10 protein-coding genes and 1 pseudogene are annotated in these 25,043 nt (G+C 64.6%); 6 read left to right on the top strand and 5 right to left on the bottom strand.

Annotation, left to right across the window (positions count from 1 at the left end):
* From APH27_RS20205 to APH27_RS20190, 5 genes and pseudogenes are all read left to right on the top strand, one after another.
* Entirely contained in the window at positions 1 to 7,767 is a 7,767-nt protein-coding gene (locus tag APH27_RS20205) for a non-ribosomal peptide synthetase (protein ID WP_060485736.1), read from the top strand.
* Complete coding sequence (locus APH27_RS20200; protein WP_060485735.1) at positions 7,760 to 11,887, top strand: non-ribosomal peptide synthetase; 4,128 nt, start codon at positions 7,760 to 7,762, stop codon at positions 11,885 to 11,887. The genes APH27_RS20205 and APH27_RS20200 overlap by 8 nt, the downstream gene beginning before the upstream one ends.
* 147 nt (positions 11,888 to 12,034) lie before the next feature.
* Positions 12,035 to 14,032 (top strand): annotated as a pseudogene (locus tag APH27_RS20195) (hemagglutinin repeat-containing protein); the annotation flags it as partial.
* 161 nt (positions 14,033 to 14,193) lie between these two features.
* On the top strand, positions 14,194 to 14,736 hold the full coding sequence (locus APH27_RS26710; protein ID WP_256250652.1) for an EndoU domain-containing protein: 543 nt from the start codon (positions 14,194 to 14,196) through the stop codon (positions 14,734 to 14,736).
* A 7-nt stretch (positions 14,737 to 14,743) separates the two neighbouring features.
* Complete coding sequence (locus APH27_RS20190) at positions 14,744 to 15,130, top strand: hypothetical protein (RefSeq protein ID WP_060485733.1); 387 nt, start codon at positions 14,744 to 14,746, stop codon at positions 15,128 to 15,130.
* A gap of 146 nt (positions 15,131 to 15,276) precedes the next feature.
* Here the strand turns inward: APH27_RS20190 and APH27_RS20185 are convergent, their stop codons facing one another.
* The 5 genes from APH27_RS20185 to pvdM form a co-directional block, all read right to left on the bottom strand.
* The gene (locus tag APH27_RS20185) at positions 15,277 to 17,745 is read right to left on the bottom strand and encodes a TonB-dependent receptor (RefSeq protein ID WP_060485732.1); all 2,469 of its coding nucleotides are present in this window, start codon (positions 17,743 to 17,745) and stop codon (positions 15,277 to 15,279) included.
* 84 nt (positions 17,746 to 17,829) lie between these two features.
* Positions 17,830 to 19,488: a cyclic peptide export ABC transporter gene (locus tag APH27_RS20180; protein WP_060485731.1), complete on the bottom strand. Its 1,659-nt coding sequence runs from the start codon at positions 19,486 to 19,488 to the stop codon at positions 17,830 to 17,832.
* Between the two features lie 171 nt (positions 19,489 to 19,659).
* Positions 19,660 to 20,514, bottom strand: coding sequence for a formylglycine-generating enzyme family protein (locus APH27_RS20175; RefSeq protein ID WP_060485730.1), 855 nt, complete (start codon positions 20,512 to 20,514; stop codon positions 19,660 to 19,662).
* Between the two features lie 25 nt (positions 20,515 to 20,539).
* A complete protein-coding gene (pvdN, locus tag APH27_RS20170) occupies positions 20,540 to 21,829 on the bottom strand; it encodes a pyoverdine-tailoring periplasmic protein PvdN (RefSeq protein ID WP_060485729.1) in 1,290 nt (429 codons plus the stop codon).
* Entirely contained in the window at positions 21,829 to 23,187 is a 1,359-nt protein-coding gene (pvdM, locus tag APH27_RS20165; RefSeq protein ID WP_060485743.1) for a pyoverdine-tailoring dipeptidase-like protein PvdM, read from the bottom strand. Before pvdM ends, pvdN begins: the two co-directional genes overlap by 1 nt.
* A gap of 178 nt (positions 23,188 to 23,365) precedes the next feature.
* Here pvdM and APH27_RS20160 point away from each other — a divergent pair, with 178 nt between their 5' ends.
* Entirely contained in the window at positions 23,366 to 24,997 is a 1,632-nt protein-coding gene (locus APH27_RS20160) for a twin-arginine translocation signal domain-containing protein (RefSeq protein ID WP_060485728.1), read from the top strand.
* Positions 24,998 to 25,043: the final 46 nt, after the last annotated feature.

The raw sequence follows: 25,043 nt of genomic DNA, 5'->3' as shown, positions 1-25,043 counted from the left end.
ATGACCCGCAACACTACGCTGCGTATCGCCGAGAAGTTCATCGGGTTGCCGCTCGAACAACGCCGTCAGTTCCTCGCCAAGCTGCGCCAGGATGGCAAGGATTTCGGCCTGCTGCCGATCCCGGTCAGCCGTCATGGCCTTGAGGCGATTCCGCTGTCTTACGCCCAGCAGCGGCTGCTGTTCCTCTGGCAGCTCGACCCGCAGAGCGCCGCCTACAACATGGCCGCCGGGCTGCGCCTGCGCGGTGGCCTGGACGAAAGCCGCTTGCAGGGCGCCTTCGACGCCCTGATCGAGCGCCACGAAGCGCTGCGCACGGTGTTCCAGGTCGACGGCGAACAGCCGCTGCAACGGGTGCTGGCGGCGGCGCCTATGGCCCTGCAGCGTATCGACCTCGGCACGGCTGACGAGGCCGAGCTGGCGCGCCTGGTAGAGGACGAAGTGGCTCGCCCGTTCGACCTGCTCAATGGCCCGCTGCTGCGCGCCAGCCTGTTCCGCCTGGGGCAGGATGAATACGTGCTGGTGGTGTGCATGCACCACATCGTTTCCGATGGCTGGTCGATGGACGTGATGGTCCGCGAGTTCGTCCAGTGCTATCAGGCTGGCCCCCAAAGCCTGCCGGCGCTGCCGCTGCAGTATGCCGACTATGCCGTGTGGCAGCGCCGCTGGCTGGAGGCTGGTGAGGGCGAGCGCCAGTTGCAGCACTGGCGCGAGCAGTTGGGTGAAGAACACCACCTGCTCGACGTGGCTGCGGACTTCCCGCGCCCGCCCGTGCAGAGCCTGCAGGGCGAGACCCTGAAATTCGACTTCGGCGGGCCGCTGTCGCAGCGCCTGCGCGATACCGCCCGGGCCCAGGGCGTGACCCTGTTCATGCTGATGCTGACCGGCTACGCGCTGTTCCTTTCGCGCCATTGCGGCCAGCGCGACATCCGCATCGGTGTGCCCAACGCCAACCGCGGGCGCGAAGAGGTGGAAGGCTTGATCGGCTTCTTCGTCAACACCCAGGTGCTGCGCTGCGTGGTCGATGAGCGCTTGTCGCTGGGTGAACTGCTGGTGCGGGTGCGCGAGGCGACCTTCGCCGCCCAGGCCAATCAGGAGTTGCCGTTCGAGCAGCTGGTGGAGGTGCTGGCGCCGGAGCGCAGCCTTGGCCACAACCCGCTGTTCCAGGCCAAGTTCAACCAGAACGTCGGCGTGCAGAAGCAGACCGCGCTGCAACTGCCGGGGCTGGCCGTCAGCGAGTATGCGCTGCGCAAGGAAGGTACCCACTTCGACCTCGCCCTGGACGTCACCGACGATGGCAGCCTTGTGCATGGCGAGATGACTTACGCCAGCGATCTCTATCAGCGCACCACCATCGAAGGCTTCATCGTCGTGTTGCGTGAACTGTTCGAGACGTTGCTGGCCGCACCAGAGGCGCCGCTGCATACCCTGGTCAAGGCGCCTGCCCCAGAGGTGGCCAGCCCGCGCGCGCAACCGGCTCTGGTCCTGCAGCGCTGGGATGAACAGGTGCGCCGTCAGCCCGATGGCATTGCGGCGGTCTGTGCAGGGCAGCGGCTTGGCCATGCCGAACTGGACAAGCAGGCCAATCGCCTGGCCCATCACCTGCGCGACCTGGGCGTCGCTGCGGGTGCGCCGGTTGCGGTGCTGATGGAGCGCTCCCTGGACTGGCTGGTGTGCCTGTTGGGCATTCTCAAGGCGGGCGGCGTCTACATGCCGCTGGACATCAAGGCGCCGACCGAACGCCTGCAAGGCATGCTGCAGCGCAGCGGCGCGTCGGTGCTGCTGTGCGATTCTGCCGAGGCTCGCCAAGAGGCCTTGGCATCCCCAGGCTGCCAGGTACAACCTTACACCCCGCAATGCTGGGCTTCGCTGACGGGCAATGCGCCACACGCCGCGATACTGGCAACTGCACCGGCCTATGTGATCCACACCTCCGGCTCCACCGGTCAACCGAAGGGGGTGGTGGTCAGCCATGGCGCGTTGGCCAGCTATGTCGATGGGCTGCTGCAACGTCTGGACCTGGCCGCGGACGTGAGCATGGCGCTGGTTTCCACCATTGCCGCCGACCTTGGTCATACGGTGCTGTTCGGCGCCCTGTGCTCCGGGCGCACCCTGCATGTGCTGCCGGAGGCACTGGGCTTTGATCCCGATGCCTTCGCCGCTTATATGGCCGAACAGCGCATTGGTGTGCTGAAGATCGTCCCCAGCCACCTCAATGGCCTGCTGCAGGCGGCCAACGCGGCAGAGGTGCTGCCCGGGCATGCCTTGATCGTCGGCGGTGAGGCCTGCTCACCCGCGCTGTACCAGAAAGTGCGCGAGCTCAAGCCGGGCTGCCGCTTCATCAACCACTACGGCCCCAGCGAAACCACGGTCGGTGTGCTGACCCACGAGCTGCAGGGTGAAGCGCCGCACGCGATACCGTTGGGCGCAGCGCTGCCGGGTGCCAGCGTGCGGGTGCTGGACGATGTGCTCAACGTGCTGCCCGCGCGTGTTGCTGGCGAACTGTACATTGGCGGCGACAGCCTGGCGCAAGGCTACCTGGGCCAGGCGGCGCTGACCGCCGAACGTTTCGTACCCGACCCGTTTGGTGCGCCGGGCACGCGCCTGTACCGCAGCGGTGACCGTGTGCATCGCGACAACGCAGGCTTGCTGCACTTCCTCGGTCGTGCCGACGACCAGGTGAAGATCCGCGGTTATCGTGTCGAGCCAGGGGAAGTCGGCCGCGTGCTGCGTGGCCTGGCAGGGGTGCATGACGCCGTGGTACTGGCGGTTGCGCAAGGGGATGATCCGGCTCAGTTGCAACTGGTCGGCTGGTGCGTGCCGGGCAACCCCGCGCTAAGCGTCGAGGCCCTGCGCGAGCAGTTGCAGGCGTTGCTGCCGGACTATCTGGTACCGGCTCATCTAGTGTTGCTGGAACGCCTGCCGCTGACCGCCAACGGCAAGCTGGACCGCCGCGCATTGCCGCAGCCGCAGGTGCAACTCAAGCGTCATGTTGCTGCCAGTACAGCGCTGGAGGAGCAACTGCTGGCCATCTGGCAAGCGGTGCTCAAGCGTAAAGATATCGGCGTTGAAGACAACTTCTTCGAGCTTGGTGGCGACTCCATTCTCAGCCTGCAGATCATCGCCCGGGCCAAGCGCCAGGGGATCAAGCTCAGCCCGCGCCAGCTGTTCGAGAGGCAGACCATCGCCCAGCTGGCCCTGGTTGCCAAAGTGACTGCTGCCGTGGCCAAGCCCGCTGCTGTTGCCCAGGTCAGCGGCAGCATGCCGCTGCTGCCGGTGCAGGCACGCTTCTTCGAACTGGCCCTGACTCAGCCCGGGCATTACAACCAGGCGGTGATGCTGCAACCGCGCCAGGCGTTGACGGCGAACATCGTCGAGCAGGCGCTGACGCTGCTGGTCAACCAGCACGACGCACTGCGCCTGGCCTTCAGCAATCTGCAAGGCAGCTGGCGTGCCGAGTACCGTGCAGGCGTGCCAGGCGGACTGCTCTGGCATCGTCAGGCGACCGATGCTGAGCAACTGCAGGCAATCGCAGAAGAGGCGCAGGGCAGCCTTGACCTTGCTCACGGGCCGTTGCTGCGCGCAGTGCTGTGCGACCTTGCCGAAGGTGGGCAGCGCCTGTTGCTGGTGATTCATCACCTGGTGGTCGACGGTGTGTCCTGGCGCGTGCTGCTGGAAGACCTGGAGCAGGCCTGCGTTGCCCTGCTGGCCGGGCGCGCGCCCGCGCAGGCGGAGAAGGGCACGGCATTCAAGGCCTGGGCCGAACGCCTGGTGGGCTGGGCGCATGAGCCTGCCCGCGAGGCAGAGCTGGCTTACTGGCAAGCGACCCTCACGGGGCACAGCGGCGACCTGCCGGCTGCACGCCGCGATGTCAGCCTGCAGGTACGCCATGCACGCACCGTGCGCTGCCGGCTGGCTGCCGACATTACCCAGAGCCTGCTGCAGCAGGCGCCGGCAGCCTATCGCACACAGGTCAACGACCTGCTGCTCACGGCTTTGGCGCGGGTGCTGTGCCGTTGGACCGGGCAGGGCAGTGCGCTGGTCCAGCTGGAAGGCCATGGCCGTGAGGATCTGTTCGAAGGCGTGGACCTGAGCCGCACGGTGGGTTGGTTCACCAGCCTGTTCCCGGTGGCGCTGACCCCGGCCGACGGCCTGGCTGGCTCGCTCAAGGCCATCAAGGAGCAGTTGCGTGGCGTGCCCGGGCGCGGGGTCGGTCATGGCGTGCTGCGTTACCTTGGCAGCCCGGCGCAACAGGCAGTGCTGCAAGCGTTGCCGCAAGCGCGGGTGACGTTCAACTACCTCGGCCAGTTCGACCAGGGCTTCGGTGAAGACCGGCTGTTCGCACCCGCCATGGAAAGCGTGGGCGCCACCCAGGCGGCCGACGCGCCGCTGGGCAACTGGCTGAGCGTCAACGGCCAGGTATTGGGCGGCGAACTGGAGCTGGGCTTCACCTTCAGCCAGGCGATGTTCGACGAACCGGTGATCGCCAAGCTGGCCGACGACTACGCTCAAGAACTGGCCGCGCTGGTCGCCCATTGCCTCGACAGCCAGGCCGGCGGCGCTACCCCGGCCGACTTCCCGCTGGCGGGCCTGAGCCAGGCGCAGCTGGATGCGCTGCCCGTCGACCTGCGCCAGGTCGAGAACATCTACCCGCTGGCACCGATGCAGGAAGGCATGCTGTTCCACAGCCTGTACGACGGCCAGGCCAGCAGTTACGTCAACCGCCTGCGCCTGAACCTCGACGACCTCGACCCTGAGCGTTTCATCCAGGCCTGGCAGCTGGCGCTGGACCAGCATGAGTCGCTGCGCGCCGCGTTTGTCTGGGAACAGGGCCTGGAAGCGCCACGCCAGGTGGTATTGCGCCATGTCGAGCTGCCAGTCGAGCGCTTCGACTGGGCAGGCGAGGCCGATATCGACGCCCGCCTCGAAGCGCTGGCGCAGGCCGAGCAGGCACGCGCCTTCGACCTTGGCCAGGCGCCGCTGCTGCGCCTGGTGCTGGTGCGCACCGGGCCCCAGCGCCATCACCTGATCTACAGCAGCCACCACATTCTCATGGACGGCTGGAGCAATTCGTTGCTGTTCGCCGCCGTGATGCAGGCCTACTCGGGGCAGCCTACCGCGCTGACGCAGGCCACCCGCAGCGATTACCTCGGCTGGTTGCAGCAGCAGGACCGCGCTGGCGCCGATGCGTTCTGGAAAGCCCAGCTGCTCGACCTCGACGGGCCGTCGCTGCTTGGCGCTACCCGCGATGCCAGCCAGTCCGGGCAGGGCGCGGTGGTGCTTGAGCTGGGCGAGGTGCTGAGCCAGGCCCTGAAGCACTTTGCGCAGGCCCAGCAAGTCACCCTCAACAGCGTGCTGCAGGCTGCCTGGGCGCTGCTGTTGCAGCGTCGCACCGGTCAACGTCGGCCTTGCTTCGGTGCCACCGTGTCCGGGCGCCCGGCGGAATTGCCAGGTATCGAGCAGCAGTTGGGCCTGTTCATCAACACCCTGCCGGTGGCCGCCGAGCCACAAGGGCAGATGGCGGTGGGCGACTGGGTGCGTGAGGTGCAGGCGCTCAACCTGCGCTTGCGCGAGTATGAATACCTGCCGCTGTATGCCATCCAGGCGGCGGCCGGGCGTAATGGCGAGGCATTGTTCGACAGCCTGCTGGTGTTCGAGAACTATCCGCTGGCCCAGAGCCTGTCGGACAGCAGTGCCGGGCTGCGTCTGTCCGGCCTGGATTATCAGGAATACAGCGGCTACCCGCTGACCCTGATTGCCGAAGCACGCGAACAGATGCAACTGACCTTCGCCTACCAGCGCCAGGTCTTCGGCCATGAGCAGGTGCAGCAAATAGCGGCCGAGCTGCGCCATCTGCTGCAAGGCTTTGCCAGCGCGCCGCAAGCCTTGCTGGGCAGCTTCGGGCTGGTCGATGCGGCGGCTCATTCGCGAATCGTGAAAGGCTGGAACGCCACAGCACGCGAATACTCAGGTACGCCGTATGTGCATCAGCTGTTCGAACAGCAAGTCATCCAACAGCCGCAGGCGCCGGCTCTGACCTTCGCCGAACGCACCCTGAGCTACGCCGAACTCAATACCGAGGCCAATCGCCTAGCGCAGTACCTGCGTGGTATGGGCGTGGGCCCGGACGTGCTGGTCGGCATCGCCGCCGAGCGATCGGTGGAAATGGTGGTCGGCCTGCTGGCGATCCTCAAGGCCGGTGGCGCCTATGTACCGTTGGACCCGGACTACCCGCAGGACCGTCTGGCCTACATGTTCGAGGACAGCGGCATCGCGTTGCTGTTGACCCAGTCGCACCTGCGCGACGGCCTGCCGATTCCCGAGGGCTTGAGCGTGCTCGATCTGGACCGGGCCGAGGCTTGGAGCGCTCAGGGCGCGCACAACCCGGATGTGCCCATGCACCCGGAGAACCTCGCCTACGTCATCTACACCTCCGGCTCCACCGGCAAACCGAAAGGCGCGGGCAACCGCCATGTCGCATTGCACAATCGCCTGGCCTGGATGCAGGAGGCCTATCAGCTCAGCGCCAATGACAGCGTGCTGCAGAAGACGCCGTTCAGCTTCGATGTGTCGGTGTGGGAATTCTTCTGGCCACTGATGGAAGGCGCACGTCTGGTGATGGCGCTGCCCGGTGACCACCGCGACCCGGCGCGCCTGGCCGAGCTGATCACCCGCGAGCAGATCAGCACGCTGCACTTCGTGCCGTCGATGCTGCAGGCCTTTGTCGGCGACGAAAACGCCGCCCGCTGCACCTCGCTGCAACGGATCATCTGCTCCGGCGAAGCACTGCCGGTGGAGCTGCAACGCCAGACCCTGGCACTGCTGCCGCAAAGCGGCCTGTACAACCTGTACGGCCCGACCGAAGCGGCCATCGACGTCACCCACTGGACGTGCGTCGAAGAAGGCAAGGATGCCGTCCCGATCGGCCAGCCGATCGCCAACCTGCAGACTTACGTGCTGGACGGCGAGCTGAACCCGGTCAGCCCTGGCGTGACCGGTGAGCTGTACCTGGGCGGCATTGGCCTGGCCCGCGGTTACCACCGCCGCCCGTCGCTGACGGCCGAGCGTTTCGTCACCAGCCCGTTCGTTGTTGGCCAGCGGCTGTACCGCACCGGCGACCTGGCGCGCCAGCGCGAGGATGGCGTGATCGAATACGCCGGGCGTATCGACCACCAGGTGAAGATTCGCGGCCTGCGCATCGAACTGGGCGAGATCGAAGCGCGCCTGCAGGAACAGGATGCCGTGCGCGAAGCCGTGGTAGTGGCCGCTGAAGGTCAGCTGGTGGCGTATCTGGTCGCCGAACAGGGCGACAGCCTGGCGGCGATCAAGGCGCACCTGGCCGCCGTGCTGCCGGACTACATGGTGCCAAGCCAGTGGGTGCTGCTCGCGCGCATGCCGCTGTCGCCCAACGGTAAGCTCGACCGCAAGGCACTGCCCAAACCGGCGCTGGGCCAGTCCCGGCGCGAGTACCTGGCGCCGCAGGGCGCGCTGGAGCAACGCCTGGCTGCCATCTGGCAGGAGGTGCTGAAGGTCGAGCGGGTTGGCCTCAACGACAACTTCTTCGAACTGGGCGGCCATTCGTTGCTGATGGTTCGCCTGGTTTCCCGGATCAAGACCGAGTTTTCCGTCGAATTGCCGATCCAGGACGCCTACCTCGCCGACGACCTCGGCGCCTTGGCTGCCCTGGTGTCGCGCAACGCCGGCCCGGCAGAACAAGACTACAACGCCATTTTTGACGCCCTGGACGAATTGGAGGCATTTGATGCTTAAGCAAGGGACCCAACAGGGCAATGAGCTGGTCCAGCGGATCAGCGGGCTGGGCCATGACAAGCGCGTGGCCCTGTTCAAGCGCCTGCTGGAAAAAGGCATCGATCCGGGCCGCCTGCCCATCGTGGCGCTGGCTGAAGGCGACGAGCCACGCCTTTCCCATGCCCAGCAGCGCCAGTGGTTCCTCTGGCAGCTGGACCCACAGAGTGCCGCCTACAACATGCCGGCAGCGCTGCGCCTTGAAGGCCCACTGGACCTTGCCGCGCTGCAGAAGAGTTTCGATACGCTGGTGGCGCGGCACCAGCCGCTACGCACCACCTTCGAGGCAGCCGAAGGTGAACCCCTGCAGCGTATCCACGCCGCAGCCCCGGTGGCGATCGAGCACGTGGCCTTGCCAGGCGCCGACGACCAGGCCATCGCCGCGGCGGTAAGCCGCGAAGGGGTGCGGCCCTTCGACCTGCAGCGTGGCCCGTTGCTGCGGGTGTTGCTGCTGGAAATCGGCGCGGCGGACCGAGTGCTGGTAATCACCCAGCACCACATCGTCTCCGATGGCTGGTCGATGCAAGTGATGATCGGGGAACTGATCCAGCTGTACCAGGCCGCCTGCGAAGGCCGCGAGGCCAACCTCCCGGCGCTGGCCATTCAATACGCCGACTTCGCCGCCTGGCAGCGCCAACTGCTCGAAGCGGGCGAGGGGCCGCGGCAGTTGGCCTACTGGACGGAGCAACTGAGCAATGCCCCTGCGGTGCTGGAACTGCCCACCGATCGACCACGCCCAGCTGTACCCAGCCATCGTGGCCAAGCGGTGACCGGCACGCTGGACGAGCCGTTGCGCCAACGCCTGGTCGCCCTGGCCCAAGCGCACGGCTGCACGTTGTCGACTGTGCTGCTGGCGTCGTTCCAGCTGCTGCTGCGCCGTTACAGCGGGCAGAACGATGTCTGCGTGGGCATGCCGTCGGCGGGGCGCAACCGGCCGGAAGTGGAGCCGCTGACGGGGTTCTTCGTCAACACCCTGGTATTGCGCGGTCGGCTTGAAGATGGCCTGACCACCGCGCAGCTGCTGCACGACACCCGCACCACCTTGCTCGCCGCCCAGGCCAACCAGGACCTGCCTTTCGAAGCGCTGGTCGATAGCCTGGTGGCGCATCGCGACCTCAGCCACAACCCGCTGTTCCAGGTCATGTTCAACCACCAGGTGATGGGCGATGACCTGGGGGCCTCGGCGCTTGCAGGCCTGTCGATGACCCTGCTGCCCGCCCCGACCTCACGGGCCAAGTTCGACCTGGCACTGGACACGCAGGAGCATGGCGGTCAGCTCAGTGCCAGCTTGAGTTATGCCACCGACCTGTTCGATGGCGCTACCGCCCAGCAGATGTTCGCCCATTGGCAGAACCTGTTGTGGCGCATGAGCACCGAGCACGACAAGCCGCTTGGCGAGCTGTGCATGCTGAGCAAGGCCGAACGCAGCTGGCAGCTGGAGGATTTGAACCCTGGGCTGGGCATGGCCGCCGAAATGCGTACCGTGCACGGGCTGATACAGCAACAGGCCCAGCTGCGCCCCAACGCCCCCGCGCTGGTCGTGGCGGGCAGGCAGCTCGATTACCAGCAACTCAACCAGTGGGCCAACCGGCTGGCGGCGCGCCTGCACGAGGTGGGTGTAGGCCCGGAGGTGCGCGTGGGCATAGCGCTCGAGCGCTCTGTCGAAATGCTGGTTGCCTTGCTGGCCGTGCTCAAGGCTGGCGGCGCCTATGTGCCACTGGACCCGACCCATCCGCGCGAGCGGTTGAGCTACATGATCGAGGACAGCGGCGTTGCCCTGGTGCTGGCCCAGCCCCATCTGCTGACCGAGCTGCCGCTGCCGGACGGTGTCACGGTGTTGCCGGTGAGCGCGGATGGCGCCGAACTGCACGGTTACCCGGCGCACGATGCCCATTACCCGGTGGTGGCGGGCAACCTGGCCTATCTGATCTACACCTCCGGCTCCACCGGCCGGCCGAAAGGCGTGGCGGTCACCCACGGCCCACTGGCCATGCACTGCCTGGCCATTGCCGAGCGCTATGGCATGACCCCCGAAGACCGCGAGCTGCAGTTCGCCTCGATCAACTTCGACGGCGCCCATGAGCGCTGGCTGGTGCCGCTGGTTTCCGGTTCGATGCTGATGCTGCGCGACAACGATGCCTGGGATGTCGAGCGCAGCGCGCGCGAGATTGCCGAGCACGGCATCACCATTACCTGCTTCACCCCCAGCTACCTGCAGCAGCTGGCCGAGCATCTGGGCGAGGCGGGTGCAGACTTGCCCATTCGCTCCTACACCGTGGGCGGGGAAGGCACCAGCCGGGCCACCTTCGAGCAGATCCAGCAGGTGCTGCGCACACCGCGCATCATCAATGGCTATGGCCCGACCGAGACCGTGATCACGCCATTGCTGTGGGCGGTTCACCTGGGCAGCGGGTTCGATGCGCAGTACATGCCGGTGGGTACTCCCGTCGGCGCGCGTTCCGCCTATGTGCTGGGCAGCGACCTGCAGCTGTTGCCCGCAGGCGTGCCGGGCGAACTCTACATCGGCGGTGAAGGGCTGGCGCGCGGCTACCACCAGCGCCCGCGGCTGACCGCCGAGCGTTTCGTCGCCGACCCGTTCGGCCCGCCAGGTGGCCGCCTTTACCGTACCGGCGACCTGGTGCGCCTGCGCCATGATGGTGTGGTCGAGTACCTTGGCCGGGTGGATCACCAGGTCAAGGTACGCGGTTTCCGCATCGAACTGGGCGAAGTGGAATCGTGCCTGATGGGCATGGATGAAGTGCGTGAAGCGGTGGTTGCCGTGGCAGGCGAAGGGCGTGGTTCGCGCTTGGTGGCTTACCTGGTGCTGGCGCCGGGGCTGCAGTGGGATGCCGCGCTGCGTGGCCAGGTGCTTGCCCGGTTGCGCCAGGCCTTGCCGGAGTACATGGTGCCCGCGCACCTGCTGGTGCTGCCAGCCATGCCACTGAACCCCAACGGCAAGCTCGACCGGCATGCCTTGCCAGCCCCCGTGCTGGACCGTTCCGAACACTACCGCGCGCCGGTCACGCCATTGGAGGTGAGCCTGGCGAAGCTCTGGGGCGAGCTGCTGGATGTGGAAGAGGTCGGGCTCGATGACAGCTTCTTCGAACTGGGCGGCAACTCGCTGCTGGCCATGGAACTGGTACGGCGGGTGCGGGTGGCAGCGCTGGCTGGGTTCACCATGACCCTTCGCGATCTGATGACCACGCCGCGTATCGGCGAGTTGGTCGGGCGCCTGCAAAGCGCTGCCAGCCAGCCCCCGATGCTATTGCTGAACACCCCGGAGCAGGGCGCCACACCGCTGTTCTGCCTGCATGGTGTGCATGGCTCGGTGTTCGACTACCTGCCGTTGGCCAGGCGGCTGCAGCCGCAATGGGCGGTGCACGGCATCCAGTGCCGCATGCTGTTCAATGCTGCCTGGGTCGACGGGGATGTCGAGTCCATGGCGATCGACTACTGCGACTACATCCGCGCCGTGCAGCCGCAGGGGCCCTATTACCTGCTCGGCTGGTCGCTGGGCGGCGCCTTGGCGTTGCAGGTGGCGCGTGAGCTGGAGGCACAGGGCCAGGCGGTGGCCTTCGTCGGGCTGCTGGACAGCTACTTGCCGCAGGCCGACCAACAGCAGCGCTGGGATGAGCGCTTGTTGAGCCTGCTGCTGGCGCTGGGCGCCGATGAGAACGCCAGCCGAGTGCTGTGCATGGGTTGGCAAGGGCCCGAAAAGGATGAGCGACTGCTGTTCGGTGAGCCAATGGCGGCCGTGCTTGGCACCTTGTCGGCGCCAGTGTTGGTCGACCTCGCCATCGCCGAGCGGGTTGCCTTCGTGCGTACCACGCTGCAACTGGACCGAGTAGCGATGGCCATGAAGGCATTGCCAGGCACTCGAGTGAAACCCACCTGCTGGTGGGCGGCGGGGCGCGAAGTGGCGGCGCGGTCGAGTATCGATGGGCACTACGGCACGCCACTGCGGCACCTGAGCAGCGACCGGGGCCATTTCGAGCTGCTGCAGGATGGGCAGTTGATCGAGGATGTCGCCACGCTATTGCAGGGTATTGGCGTCGAACGCCAAGAGGCGGCACTCGCGGTTTGATCCTTAGCGCTGGCTCTCGACAGTCATAGCGGTACTGCGACAAACAAAGCAGTCATGCGCGACCACGGCCTCCTGCAGGAGGCCGCGGTCCGCTTCAGATCTTCGTGCATGCTTGATGCACCCATCATACGTGCCATCACTGTCGCGACCCAGCCGCACAAGTACCTGGTCGAAACCAGCCCCTTGCTCACCGACCTCAAGCAGTTCATGAGCTCCGACTACCTGCTGGCCGGCCTGGGCTACAACCCTGACGAAAGCGCCAAGCGGCTGGGCGATGGCTTCTATGAGCAGCGTTTGCTCCAGCAAGCTGTGGTGGCCGCCACCGGGCAGCGCTTCCTGGCCGGCCAGACCAGCGACGAGCAGATGTTCAAGTACCTGATGGACAACGCCATCGCCAGCAAGCAGCAGCTGAATTTGGCGGTGGGCGTGGGCCTGACCTCGGAGCAGGTGGCGGCGCTGACCCATGACATCGTCTGGCTGGAAGAGGTCACGGTCAACGGCGAGAAGGTGCTGGTACCGGTGCTGTACATGGCCAATGCCAACAACCGCCTGGCGCCCAATGGCGCGTTGGTGGCGGGCAATGACGTCAACCTGGTGGCCGGGCAGGACCTGCTCAACGTTGGCACCCTGCGCGCCAGCGACAACCTGTCGGCCGTAGCCGGCAACGACATCGTTAACAGTGGCCTGATCCAGGCGGGCAACCGGGTCGACCTGCTGGCCGGCAACGACATCGTCAACAAGGCCGGCGGCATCATTTCCGGTCGCGACATCAGCATGACCGCGCTGAAGGGGGATGTGATCAACGAGCGTTCGGTAACCAGCCAGGTCACCGACGCCGCGCGCCTGCAGGCGCGTACCGATTACGTCGACAGCGCCGCGCGCATCGAGGCTGCCAACGACCTGAGCATTAACGTCGGGCGAGATTTCGTCAGCGCAGGCGGGGTACTGCAGAGCGGGCGTGACACCTCGATCGAGGCCGGTCGCGACATCCTGCTGGGTTCCGCCGAGGCCATCGACAGCGCCGCCTATGGGCGCACCACCACCCAGTCGGTGACGCAGAACGGCTCCAGCGTCAGTGCCGGGCGCGATTTCACTGCCGTGGCAGGGCGCGACCTCACTGCGGTGGCCAGTCAGATCGAGGCGCAGCGCGCCATCGATATCAGCGCCGCTGGTGACGTGACCTTGATGTCGGCGGCGGATGAAACCCATTCGGCGTACACCTCGAAGAAGCTCAAGACCCAGGAAGACCATGTCAGCCAGGTGTCCACGGTGCTGACCGCCGGCAGCGATGTCTCCATCAGCGCCGGCCAGGACCTGGCCCTGAGTGCCAGCCGCATCAGCGCCGGCGACGAAGCCTATCTGGTGGCCGGTGGCCAACTTGCCTTGCTGGCGGCGGAGGACCTGGACTACTCGCTGTACGACAAGAAAAAGAAAGGCAGCTTCGGCAGCAAGTACACCAAGCGTGATGAAGTCACTCAGGTCACCAACGTTGGCAGTGCGATCAGCACCGGTGGCGACCTGATGCTGGTCAGCGATGGCGACCAGCTGTACCAGTCGGTCAAGCTCGACAGTGGCGCAGATCTGATCATCGACAGTGGCGGCGCAGTGATCTTCGAGGTGGTCAAGGATCTGCGTCAGGAAAGCCACGAAAAGAGCAAGGGCAACCTCGCTTGGCAGTCGGCAAAGGGCAAGGGCCAGACCGACGAAACCGTGCGCCAGAGCGAGCTGATCGCACAGGTCAACCTAGCGATCAAGGCCGTGGGTGGCCTGAAGATCGACTATAAGCATCTCGATCAGCAGTCCGTCAGCCAGGCGATCAATGCGATGGTCGAGGTCGACCCTAACCTGGCGTGGTTGAAGGACGCGGAAAAGCGCGGAGACGTTGATTGGCGCCAGGTTCAGGAAATTCATGACAGGTGGAAGTACAGCAACTCGGGATTGGGGGCGGCTCCGTCGCTCATCATCGCCATTGTAGCCGCGGCCTATCTTGGTCCGTTGTATGGCGCGATGGCGAGTAACGTAGCAATCGGCACGATCAATAACAACGGCGATCTTGGGCGCGGACTCAAGTTTGCTTTCAGTAAAGAGGCGCTGAAAAGTTATGCGGTAACGGTGGCCACGGCCTACGTCGTTTCGCCTTTTTGATGAGGCATTCGGCATAATTACCGATAATGCCAGTAAAATTACTAAGGCTTTGATCTAAACAATGTAACTGATATAGCGAAATTTCTGCCTTTTTAGCTGCGCAAGGCGTTGCTCAAGCCGGTCTTGAGACTGCCCTTGGCGGAGGCAGTTTTGGCGAAAATTTGAAAACTTCATGGACTGCTCAGGCAGGCAATTGGGGAAAAGTTTCCGGTGAGACCCTCGAAGCACTTGAGGCAGAATTTGGAGCTGATCTGCTAAAGGGAGGAGCAAAGGACGCAATTGATCTGAATACACAGGCCTCACTATCCGTAAGTAAGATTACTGCTCCGGTTGATTTTGATGATCACATACTTAGTGCTGAAGTAAAGAAAAATGGTAGCGTCGTTGGCGGGCATTCAACAGCAATGGGTGAGGTTAAAGTCATCCCTGGTACCGCATCGGCACCGAATGCGCAAGGGGTTTACACTGCCAAAGTTCAGGTGGCAGACCCAGCTAACCCAGGACAATTCTTGCCTAAAACGAACAATGGCGGTATTTCTACACTATTTCCCGATTCTTGGACCGCAGATAGGGTGAAGGTTGAAGTGGACGCAGCCTTTAAGAACAGAACAGTTGTAGGGAATAAATGGAGCGGCACAACCCCTAGCGGGGTAAAAGTCGAAGGCTATATCACTCCCAAAACTACCGTCTATCCAAAATATTAGGTGAAAAATGAAACTATTTTTTTCATGGGGAGAATCAGCTGGAGCTATTTTTCCGACTTGTTGTTCAAGCGTGGTTAACAAGGATGGTGTTAGCCCGCTTGCCTGTCTTTTGACTGACGATGGCGGGCAGGGGTTTCTGGATACGCTGTCGTGGCTGGATGAAGGTATGGCTCGAATGGATTTGGTTAAAAAATCCAAAGTTGATTTTTCAGATTGGAGTCGCGATGCTTGGGGGGCTGAGTTAACCAAGAAGCATGTAAAAGTATATTCTCTCCATGATGAGGAATATTTCGAACTGCTCAGTGTTGAGTCGTTTGAGAGTGCTCTATCGGCGTGGTCGAATTTTATTCGGCTGAAGCCAGAGTTGGGAGTGACTCGAGAAATTGAAATCTGATTGCTGAAGAGTTGCTGCAAGAGGTGCGTTCAGTACAGCCCTGCTCAGTGGGACGTTTTGACCGTCATTAAAAAAAGTAGCCACTCCTGGTTTTGCAAAAAGCCCCCTCGCGCATCGCGCCAAGGGGCTTTTACATACCGTCTGCGTCAGAAGTCAGCTCTGAGGGTCACGGTGTAGTTACGAGGTTCGCCATACACGTTGCTAGCGTTCAGCCAGCCGATGGACGAGTAGTACTTCTTGTCGAACAGGTTGTTGCCGTTGAGGGCAACGCTGAAGTTCTGGTTGATCTGGTACGCCACGCGGGCATTCCAGATGGCGTAGCCGGCCTGCTCGATCTTGTCGATGCCGTTGGTGCCACCCTGGTTGGTGTTGTGGTTCTTGCTCTGGATGTTGGCGCCGGCACCGACGGTCCACTGGTTCAGCTCGCCAGGCAGGTTGTAGTCACCCCAGAAGCGCAGCAGGTGGCGGGGCGTGTAGCTGTTGAAGGTTGCGCCAGACGCCGTGCTGCCATCACCCGGGTCGTTGAGAAACTTGGTCGAGGTATAGGTATAGCCGGCGAACAGTTGCAGGCCAGCCAGCACCTCGCCGCTGATTTCCGCATCGAAGCCTTCGGCGCGTACCTTGCCGCCTGCCACGTAGCAGTTGGTTTCGCCGTCCTGCCCGCACACCGAGTTGTAGTCGTACTGGGCGCGGTTTTCCTGGTCGACGCGGAACACCGCGAAGCTGGTGTTGACCCGGCCGTCCAGCAGTTCGCCCTTCAGGCCGATCTCGTAGTTGGAGCCTTCGATCGGCTTGAGCGGGGCGAGGTCTTCGGTCAGTTCGGTTTGCGGCTTGAAGATGTCGGCATAGCTGACGTAGGCCGACCATTGGTCATTCAGTGCGTAGATCAAGCCACCGTACGGCGTGACTTCACCGCTTTCCTTCGCATGTGAAGGGTCGGGCGATGCCGTGGTGAAACGCGTCAGTTCGTAGTCGTACTTGTAGTTGCTGACCCGTGCGCCCAGCACCAGGGTCAGCGGGTCGGTCAGCTTGTAGCGCAGCACGCTGTACACGCCATTCTGGCGAATCTTGGCCTTGGAAACACCGGCGTAGGTAGTGCCGAGCATTTCATCCAGGGTGGGTTCGCGAGGCGAGACCGGGTCATAGATGTTCATCGGGCCGAGGTTGAGCAGGCCGCCTTGCAGGTCGTCGGTGCGCAGGTCGCTGGCGTTGGCACCCACCACGATCTCGTGCTCATGGCCGAAGGCGCGCCATTTGCCGGTGAGGTTGATGTCGGCGCCCTGGTTGATGTTCTCGAAGTCGTACAGGTAGGCACGCGACTGCATGCCGTTACCGGTGGCCGGGTCGACGGCGCCGCGGCCGAAGCTGTAGAAAATGTCGTTGGTTTCGCGGACGTAGCTGCCGGAGGCTTTCAGGCGCCAGTCTTCGTTGAAGTCGTGGGTGATATCGGCGAAGTAGGTGGTCTGCTTGTTGTTCCACTTGTTCCAGTCGGCGCCGGTAAAGGTCGAGCGGCTGACGTTCACCGCGCTGCCGTCCTTGTTGCGCGGCAGGCCACCGAAGTAAGGCGTCGAATGCAGGTCTTCGACGCTGGCACCGGCGGCGACCGTGGTGGAGTCGCTGAGGTCGTATTCGAGAATCCCGTACAGCACGTTCTTGCGGCTATCCGCCGTGTCGTAGAAGTAGTCGCGGTCTTCATGGCCGGCGACCAGGCGCCCACGCAGCCGGCCATCGGCGGTTAGCGGGCCGCTAGCGTCGATGGTCTGGCGATAGGTGTCCCAGGAACCGGCGCTGGCGGTGATGGAGAGTGAAGGCTCGGCCTTCGGACGCTTGCGCACCAGGTTGATCGCCGCACCCGGGTTGCCGCTGCCTTGCAGCAGGCCGTTGGCGCCGCGCAGGACCTCGACACGGTCGTACAACAGGGTATCGGAGGTGAAGCTGCTGCCGATGCCGTAGTAGCGGCGGTCCAGCGGCACGCCGTCGTACTGGATGGTCTCGACCTCGAAGCCGCGCGAGTAGATGTACTTGCCGCCGGACGGGCTCTGGTAGGTGGTGATGCCGGTGGTTTTTTCCAGCACCTGGTCGAGGGTGTCGAGGCGCTGGTCGTCCATCGCCTTGCGGGTGACCACGCTGACCGACTGCGGGATGTCCTTGAGGCGATGGGTGCCTTTGCCGATGGTCACCGCGTTGGACGTATAGCTCCCCGAGTCCTCGGTGGTGGCATCGAACTGGCGCCCGGAAATGTTCACCGGGCCCAGGTTCAGGGCGGATGCATCGGCGGGCCCGCTGAGGGTGATGGTGTGGCCATCGAGCTGGTAGGTCAGGCCGCTGTCGCGCAGCAACAGGCGCAGGGCCTGTTCCGGCTCCATGTTGCCCTTGACCGCCGGCGCCGGGGTGTTGTGCACCGCGTCCGGGCTATACAGCAGTTGCAGATTGGCCTGCTTGGCCAGGGTATTCAGAGCCCCCACCAACCCTTGCGAAGGGATATCCAGCGCGACCGGCTCGGCTTGCGCTGCCATGGACGCTGCCAGCGCACAGGCGAGTAGCGACGAAGGGAGGATGGCCAGTGTTTTCCTGCGAACCGCCCGGGCGAGCGGCGAAACCGTGGTAATGGTCATGCGGATACTCAGTGTCAGCAGATAGATTACTTATGAGTTTTATTTGCATTTATGTAACGTGCCGGCTCCCCAGAACCGGAAAAATCAATGTGAAAATTCTGTGATTTCTTCTTCCACCCGCTTGCCGTCGCGCAAGCGCAGCAGGTGATCGGCCACGTCGAAGTAGCGGTCGTCGTGGCTGATGACGATGATGGTCTTGCCCAGGCGCTTCAGCTCCGGGAGCAGTTCGGTGTAGAAAATGCGCCGGAAGGTCGGGTCCTGGTCGGCGGCCCACTCGTCGAACACCAGCACCGGGCGTTTCTCCAGCCAGGCGTTGACCAGTGCCAGGCGTTTGCGCTGGCCGGTGGACAGGTCGGTGGTGGTGAAGGCGCCATCGCGGATCTGCACCTTGTGGGCGATCTCCAGGCGTTGCAGGTACTTGCCGGCGTCCTCCGGCAAGGCCTGGCCGCCCTGCAGCAGGTCATCGAACAGGTAGTAGTCGGCAAACACCGTGGTGAACAACTGGCGGTAATCGTCGCGGTTGCTGGCGGTAACGGCTTGGCCGTCCAGCACGATCTCGCCTTCATGGGGCGCGTACAGGCCCAGCAGCAGCTTGATCAATGTGGTCTTGCCGCAACCGTTCTCGCCGACGATGAACAGGATGTCGCCCTGTTCGACGCGAAGGTTGATCGGCCCCAGGGCAAACGGCGCGGCACCGTCCACTGGCGGGAAGGCGAAGCGCACATTGCGCAGTTCGAGGCTGCTGATCTGCCGGTCGGGGACCTCAGGGGCGTCGAGCAGCAGGTGCGGTTCGGGCGAAGAGAACTGGGTCGACAGCTCGGCAATGCGGCGGAAGGCGATCTGTGCGCGGCTGACAATGGGCAGGGTCGAAACCAGGTGCTCAAGCGGCCCCTTCATGAACAGCAGCACCAGCACGAAACCGCTGGTGACCTTCGGGTCGGTGATCAGCTCGGCCTGTTGCAGGGCCAGCACCAGCCCGATGACCACGAAGAACAGCATCGAGCCCAGGCTCTTGGCGACCACGAAGATGTTGATCGAGCGGATGTGGGTGTCGCGGATGAAGTTGGCGGTGCGGCTGATGCGTTCGTCGAACATGCGCTGGCGCCGCGGGCGGCTGATGCGCAGCTCCTTGGCCCCGGACGCGACACCGCTGTAATGCCGCTGCATTTCGTCTTCTGCCTCGCGGGCCGCATGGAAGCCGCGGATACCGCGCACCCGTGCGATGTACTGCACGGCCGTGCCGACCAGGATGGCGCAGGCGGTGATCAGGAACATCGGCAAGGACAGCTGGGCCAGGTAGCCGAGGCAACCCAGGGTCACCGACAGGGAAATGGCCAGCGGCGCGAAGGCGAAGGCAAAGTCGCTGATGGTGTCGACGTCATGGGTCAGCACCGGGATCAGGCGGTGGCTGCGGTAGCGCTCGATCTGCTCGATGGGCGCGCTGAGCACTTTTTCGCCGAGGTCGCGGCGCAGCCTGGCGATCACATGCTGGCCGACATAGTTGGTGCCGATGTCCGAGGCGATGGACGCGCACAGGGCAAGCAGGCAGATACCGGCGAACGCCAGTACCACCCCCCAGGTGATGGCGCCGGGGGCATGCAGCAGGTTGTTGATGTTGGCGAGCAGCAAGGTGATGCACAGGCCGCCGACGATCCCCAGCACGACGGCCAGGGCGACGATCAGTCGGTAAGGCTTGAGCAGGCCGAGGAGTTCGCGGAGTGCGCCAGGGGTCGATCGGTTCATGGTGAATTCCTGGTGGGTACGCGGATGCGGTTTCGGCGCTGCGCGTGCGAGCGCCGTGTGGGCTGGTTGCCCAGTGAAAAGACGTGTGAGAGGGGTTGTGATTTAGCCGGGCCGGGCCGTGCGCCCGGGCAAGCCAGGTACCGCTGGCGGTACCCGGCAGAGGGGTGTTGCTCAGAGCGCGCGGGCTACCCGGAAGCCCAGCCAGTCACCGCGCACATAGGGTTCGCGGTAATTGCGGTTGCCCGAGCGGGAGAACACCGGCGCTTCGCTGTAGTCGTTGCCGCGGATGTGGTTGTACTCGCAGCTCGCTTCCATCCACGCGCTGCCATCGCCGGGCGCGCCGACGTAGCTGTCGTGGCGGCAGTCGGCAACCCATTCGTAGACGTTGCCGTGCATGTCGTAGAGGCCGAAGGCGTTGGCCGGGAAGCTGCCGGCGGGCGAGGTGTAGTTGTAACCGTCGGCGGCGCCATAGGTGTTGGCGTGCTTGGCGATGCTGTATGCCTTGCCTTCATCGAAGGGGAACGGGAACGGGCCGCTGGAGCCTGCGCGGGCGCCGTATTCGCGCTCGGCTTCGCTGAGCATGCGGTACTGCTTGCCGGTCTTCTTCGACAGCCAGGCGACGTAGGCCTTGACCTCGTCATAGCTGATGCACACCGCCGGCTGGTCGGGGCCTTGCGGGTAGCTGGGCTTGCCGTTGGTGCAACGGCGCCCTGGGCGGTCGTCGCCGTCAGGCAGGGTGACCTTGGCTTCGCGTTGCCAGGCCTGCAGCTGCTTGGCCTGCACCTGGAACTGGCTGATGGCGAAGGGTTTGGCGAAGGTCACGGTGTGCATCGGGCCTTCGTCGGGCTGGCGGCCGACTTCGTCATCCGGTACGCCCATGGTGAAGCTGCCGGCGGGCAGCACGACCATTTCGGGGCAGTCCTTGCAGTCCTTGAAGGTTTTGCCGGGTGTGTGCGTGCCGGCGGCAAAGGCCGGGGCGCTGGCGAGCAGGGCGGCCACCAGGGCCAGGGGCTTGAACATGTGCATGGCGGTTCTCTTGAAAGGCGAAAGGTCAGGCGAGTTGCGGGGCGAGGATGGCCATCACCCGGTCGATCTCGGCTTCGTCGTTGAGCAGGCTCGGGGCCAGGCGCACAACCGGGCCGACATCACGGTCGACGGCATCGCTGATCACCTTGTTGGCCATCAGGTGGCGGGCGACGGCGTCGCAATCGCGGCCCTCGACGCGGAAGAAGGTGAAGCCTGCGCAAAGCTGGCTGCTGCGTGGCGTCACCAGCTGCACCTTGGCGTGCTCGGCGAGGCGCTGCTTGAGGTAGTCGTTGAGCTGGTGCACGCGGGCCTGGACATCGGCCTTGCCCAGTTGCAGGTGCAGTTCGAACGCCTTGCCCAGGGCCAGGCGATGGTCGAAGGCGTGGTAGCCACCGGGGGTCATCAAGGTGCCGAAGTTCTCGCCCTTGGTGAAGGTCGGCAGGCTGGGCACCAGGTAGGGCTGGGGCTTTGTTTCGCGGGCGATGATCACGCCGGTGCCGCGTGGGCCGAACAGCCACTTGTGGGTGCCGGCGATGAAGTAATCGCAGTTGAAGTCGGCGAAGTTCACGTCCTCGATGCCAAAGCCGTGCACGCCGTCGACCACGTAAATGATCCGGTCTTGCTCGTCGCGGCTCTGGTTGACGGTTTTCACCAGTTCGCCGACTTCACGGATCGGCAGCTTGACGCCGCTGCCGGACTGCACCCAGGTCATGCCGAGCACGCGGGTTTCGGGGCGGATGGCCTGGCGGATATTGCCGAGCATTTCGTCCACCGAGGCCAGCTGCGGGTCCTTGAACAACGCCACCCGGCGCACCTGGGTGCCCATCAGCCGTTCGCGGTAGGCCAGGCGGGTGTTGGTGGAGTAGTGCTCGTGGGCGCTGACCAGGATCTCCTTGCCCGGCGCCACCTGCAGGCCGCCGTAGATCATCGACAAACCCTCGGTGGTGCTGCCGGTCAGGGCCACCTGGCCCGGCTGCACGCCAAAGTAGCGGCCGGCCCAGGCGCGCACTTCGTTTTCATAGCCCCAAAGCTCCTCGCGGTCCCAGTCGACCATTTCGCCCGGGTTCTGGTCCAGCCGCGCACGGAAGCGGGCGATGGCCTCGCTGACCACACGGGGGTGGGAGGCAAGCAGGAAATTGCAGAAGTGCAGGTAGGCCGGGTCCAGGTCGAACTGCTGGCGCAGGGCCTGCCATTTGTTCTGGCCGGGCTTTGCCACAGGCGTGGCAGCCAGTGCGGTCTGGGCAAAACTGCCGGTCAGGGGCAGGGCGGCGGCAAGCACGCCTGCCTGCTTGAGAAAGCTGCGACGGTCGTTCATCAGCCACGCTCCGCTTGGGTGTTGGTGCCGGGTTTGGCCAGGCGTTGCACCTCTTCCCAAACGCGCAGGAAGTTGCCGCCCCACAGCTTGGCAATGTCGGCGTCGGAGTAACCGCGCTGGATCAGTTCGGCGGTGACATTGCGCGACTCGCCGACGTTCATCCAGCCGGTGACGCCGCCGCCATCATTGAAGTCGGAGGCGATGCCGACATGGTCGATGCCGATCTTGCGCACCGTGTAGTCGATGGCGTCGACCATGTCCTTGACCGTGGCGCGGGGCTCTTCGTCGAGGATGGCGTAGAGCGCGCTGGCGTACTCGCCAAACTTCTTTTCCGGCCAGATGGAAATGATCGCGTCGCCCGGCATCAGGGCGTTGGCCAGGCCGTTCAGCGGCTGCAGGTCGAAGCGTTTGCGCAGGGAGTTGAGCTTGTCCAGGGTGCCCTGGCTCAGCGGCTTGAGGTAGGCCGGGAAGCCCACCACCTGAACCACGCCGCCGCTGTGCTTGATCGCTTGCAGCTCGTGATCGCTGAGGTTGCGGGGGATGTCTACCAGTGCACGCGGTGCGGAGTGCGAGGCGACCATCGGCGCGCGGCTCAGGCGGGCGACGTCTTCCAGCGCCAGGGTAGACATCTGCGACACGTCGATGATCACACCCAGGTCGTTGAGCCGGCCCACGGCCTGTTCACCCAGCGGCGACAGGCCGCCGAGGGCGTCGGGGGTGTCGTTGAGGAACGGCAGCGGGCGCGAAGAGTCGGCCCAGGCGTTGTTGCCCACGTAGCTGAAGCCGAACATGCGCATGCCGCGCGCGGCCCAGGTGTCCAGGGCATTGAGGTCGTGGCCCAGGGGGTAAGCATTGAGCATGCTGAGGAAGATCGCGAACTTGCCTTCGCCGTGCAGGCGTCGGAAGTCAGCGGGGGTGTAGGCGATGGCGACCTGGTTGGGGTAGTCGCGAACCATGCCGGTGAGGATCTTGTAGCGCATTTCCTGCTGCTGGCGCGCTTCGTCGACGAAGGCGGCAGTCGGGCGATGGGGTGCGTTGGCGCCGTTCCAGATTTCCGGCCAGCCGAAGATCGTCAGCGCCGCGCCAGAGAGGCGGCCGCGGCCGGCCTTGACCAGGTCGAACTGGCCGCTGCCATCCTTGTCGGCCTCTTTGCCTTCGGTGCCGAAGTTCAGTGGCACGGTGATGTGGCTGTCGAAGGAGATGATGCGTTCCTGCAGCGCTTGGGCATGTTTCATCACCTCGCGCGGGTAGCCGGCGGGCAGGTAGATGAAGAAGTACCAGGCCGCGGCGCCCGCGAGTGTGAGGATCAGCGCCAAGGCGGCGAGGTAGGGGGCCTTGCGCAAGTGTGTCGTGTTCATTGCCATCCCGTTGGTTGCCAGGGTCGATGCGGTTGCGGCAGCCGCGATCACGGGGCTTGCCTGTCACGGAGGGACGAGAGCGGCAGGGGGAAATTTAGCGGTGTGCTACCGGTAAATTTGCTGCCCGGCATCTCGTTCTAGCTCGATAGGCGTGGCTGACACGGATACGGATGTGGCGATGAGGTTTTCCAGGCGTGGGTTCATGGTAGGGCTGGCGGTAGCCGGGGCGGCGGGTTCGGCAGCGTGGTATGCGCGCCAGCCGCAGGACCACGACGAGAAGCTCAGGAAAGATGAGGTGGAGACCCCCGGTGAGGCCACGGTCGAGGCCGCCGCCAGTGCGGGCGTGCGCATCGGCGACAAGCTGCGCGGCATCTGGGACCTGCGCTTCAGTGGTGCCGAGGCCGGCTTGGATGGCCTGCCGTTGCAGGGCGTGCAGATGCTGCTGGATGTCGGCCCGACCGGCCGCTCGCTGCGCGGCTTCATCGACGTGGCCGAGCGCCTGCGCGGCAGTGACCCGCCGCGCTACCGGGTGCTCGGCGAGCTGGTTGCCGCCGATGCTGGCAAAGTTCGCTGGCGCCTGGTGCCGGCTGGGGCATCAGCGCCGAGCCATGAACTGGAGGCGACCCTCGATGAAGTCTGGGCGTCCTGGGGCAACGCCGGTGCCGGCACCCTGACCGGGCGCATCCGCCGCATCGACCGGCCGCTGCTGAGCCCTGAGCCAGACAACCACTTCGTCGCCAGCAAGCGCGCCTTCCCCGAGGCACGCCAGGTCACGCCGCTGGCGCCGGCGCTGATGGCCTGGCTGAATTCGCCCGAGCACCGGCTGTTTCACCAGGTGTGGCATGCCACCCGGGACAAGTGGCACCGCCTGGACGATAGCAAGCGCGATGCCCTGCGCGGTGCCGGCTGGCAACCTGGCCCGCGTGACGCCGAACGCGGCGCACGCGGGCGGCGCAAGCACCTCAATGGTTCCGGCGAGGACTTCTTCTTCATGCACCGGCACATGCTGGGGCATGCGCGTGGCTTGCAGCCCGACTTGCCGAACTGGGCGCAACTGCCGCTGCCGTCACCGCAGCTTGAGTACGACCGGCAAGGGTTCATCCGCTATCAGGAAAACCATGACGGCAACTCGGTGCCGCCGGCCTGGGTCGCGGCCAATGATGAAGAACTGAGCCAGTGGCTGCATGGCATCAAGGCGGCAGAAACGTTCTTCAGCAATTTCCAGGTCTGGGAATCGCAGTACCAGGACCCTGACTACCTCAGCCGCCTGACCCTCGGGCAGTTCGGCTCGGAGGTGGAGCTGAACATCCATGACTGGCTGCACATGCGCTGGGCAACCGTCACCCGCGACCCTTCCAATGGTGCGCCGGTGATGGGCGACCGGAACCAGACGGACTATGCGGCGCGCTGGTTCCGTGAGGAGAACGACTTCCTCGGCGACCCGTTCTCGTCACACGTCAACCCGGTGTTCTGGCGCTTCCATGGCTGGATCGATGACCGTATCGAGGACTGGTACCGGGCCCATGAGCGGGCCCATCCGGGTGAGGTGCAGCGGCGCGAGGTCAATGGTGTGTCGTGGTTTGCGCCGGGGCGCTGGGTGCAGGTTGGCGACCCTTGGCTCGGGCCGATGACCCATGGTTGTGGGGGGATTTCCGATGCCGGGGGCGGTGCTGGGGAGATGGAGGTGGAGGCGATGAAGCTGGCGTTGCGCATTGCCTTTAGCGGTGAGCGGGATGTGGATGATTTGCTGCGGCGTACGCCCCGCAGGCCTTGGTATGCGCGGCATATGAAGTTGCCCGAAAGGTCATAGTGGGGGGCAACGGCTCGCAGGTGTTTGCCGTGGAAGGTTCAGCGCT

This window comes from Pseudomonas sp. NBRC 111123 (assembly GCF_001320205.1).
In the GTDB taxonomy this organism is placed as follows: domain Bacteria; phylum Pseudomonadota; class Gammaproteobacteria; order Pseudomonadales; family Pseudomonadaceae; genus Aquipseudomonas; species Aquipseudomonas putida_J.
This window is presented reverse-complemented; position numbering and strand designations above follow the sequence as displayed.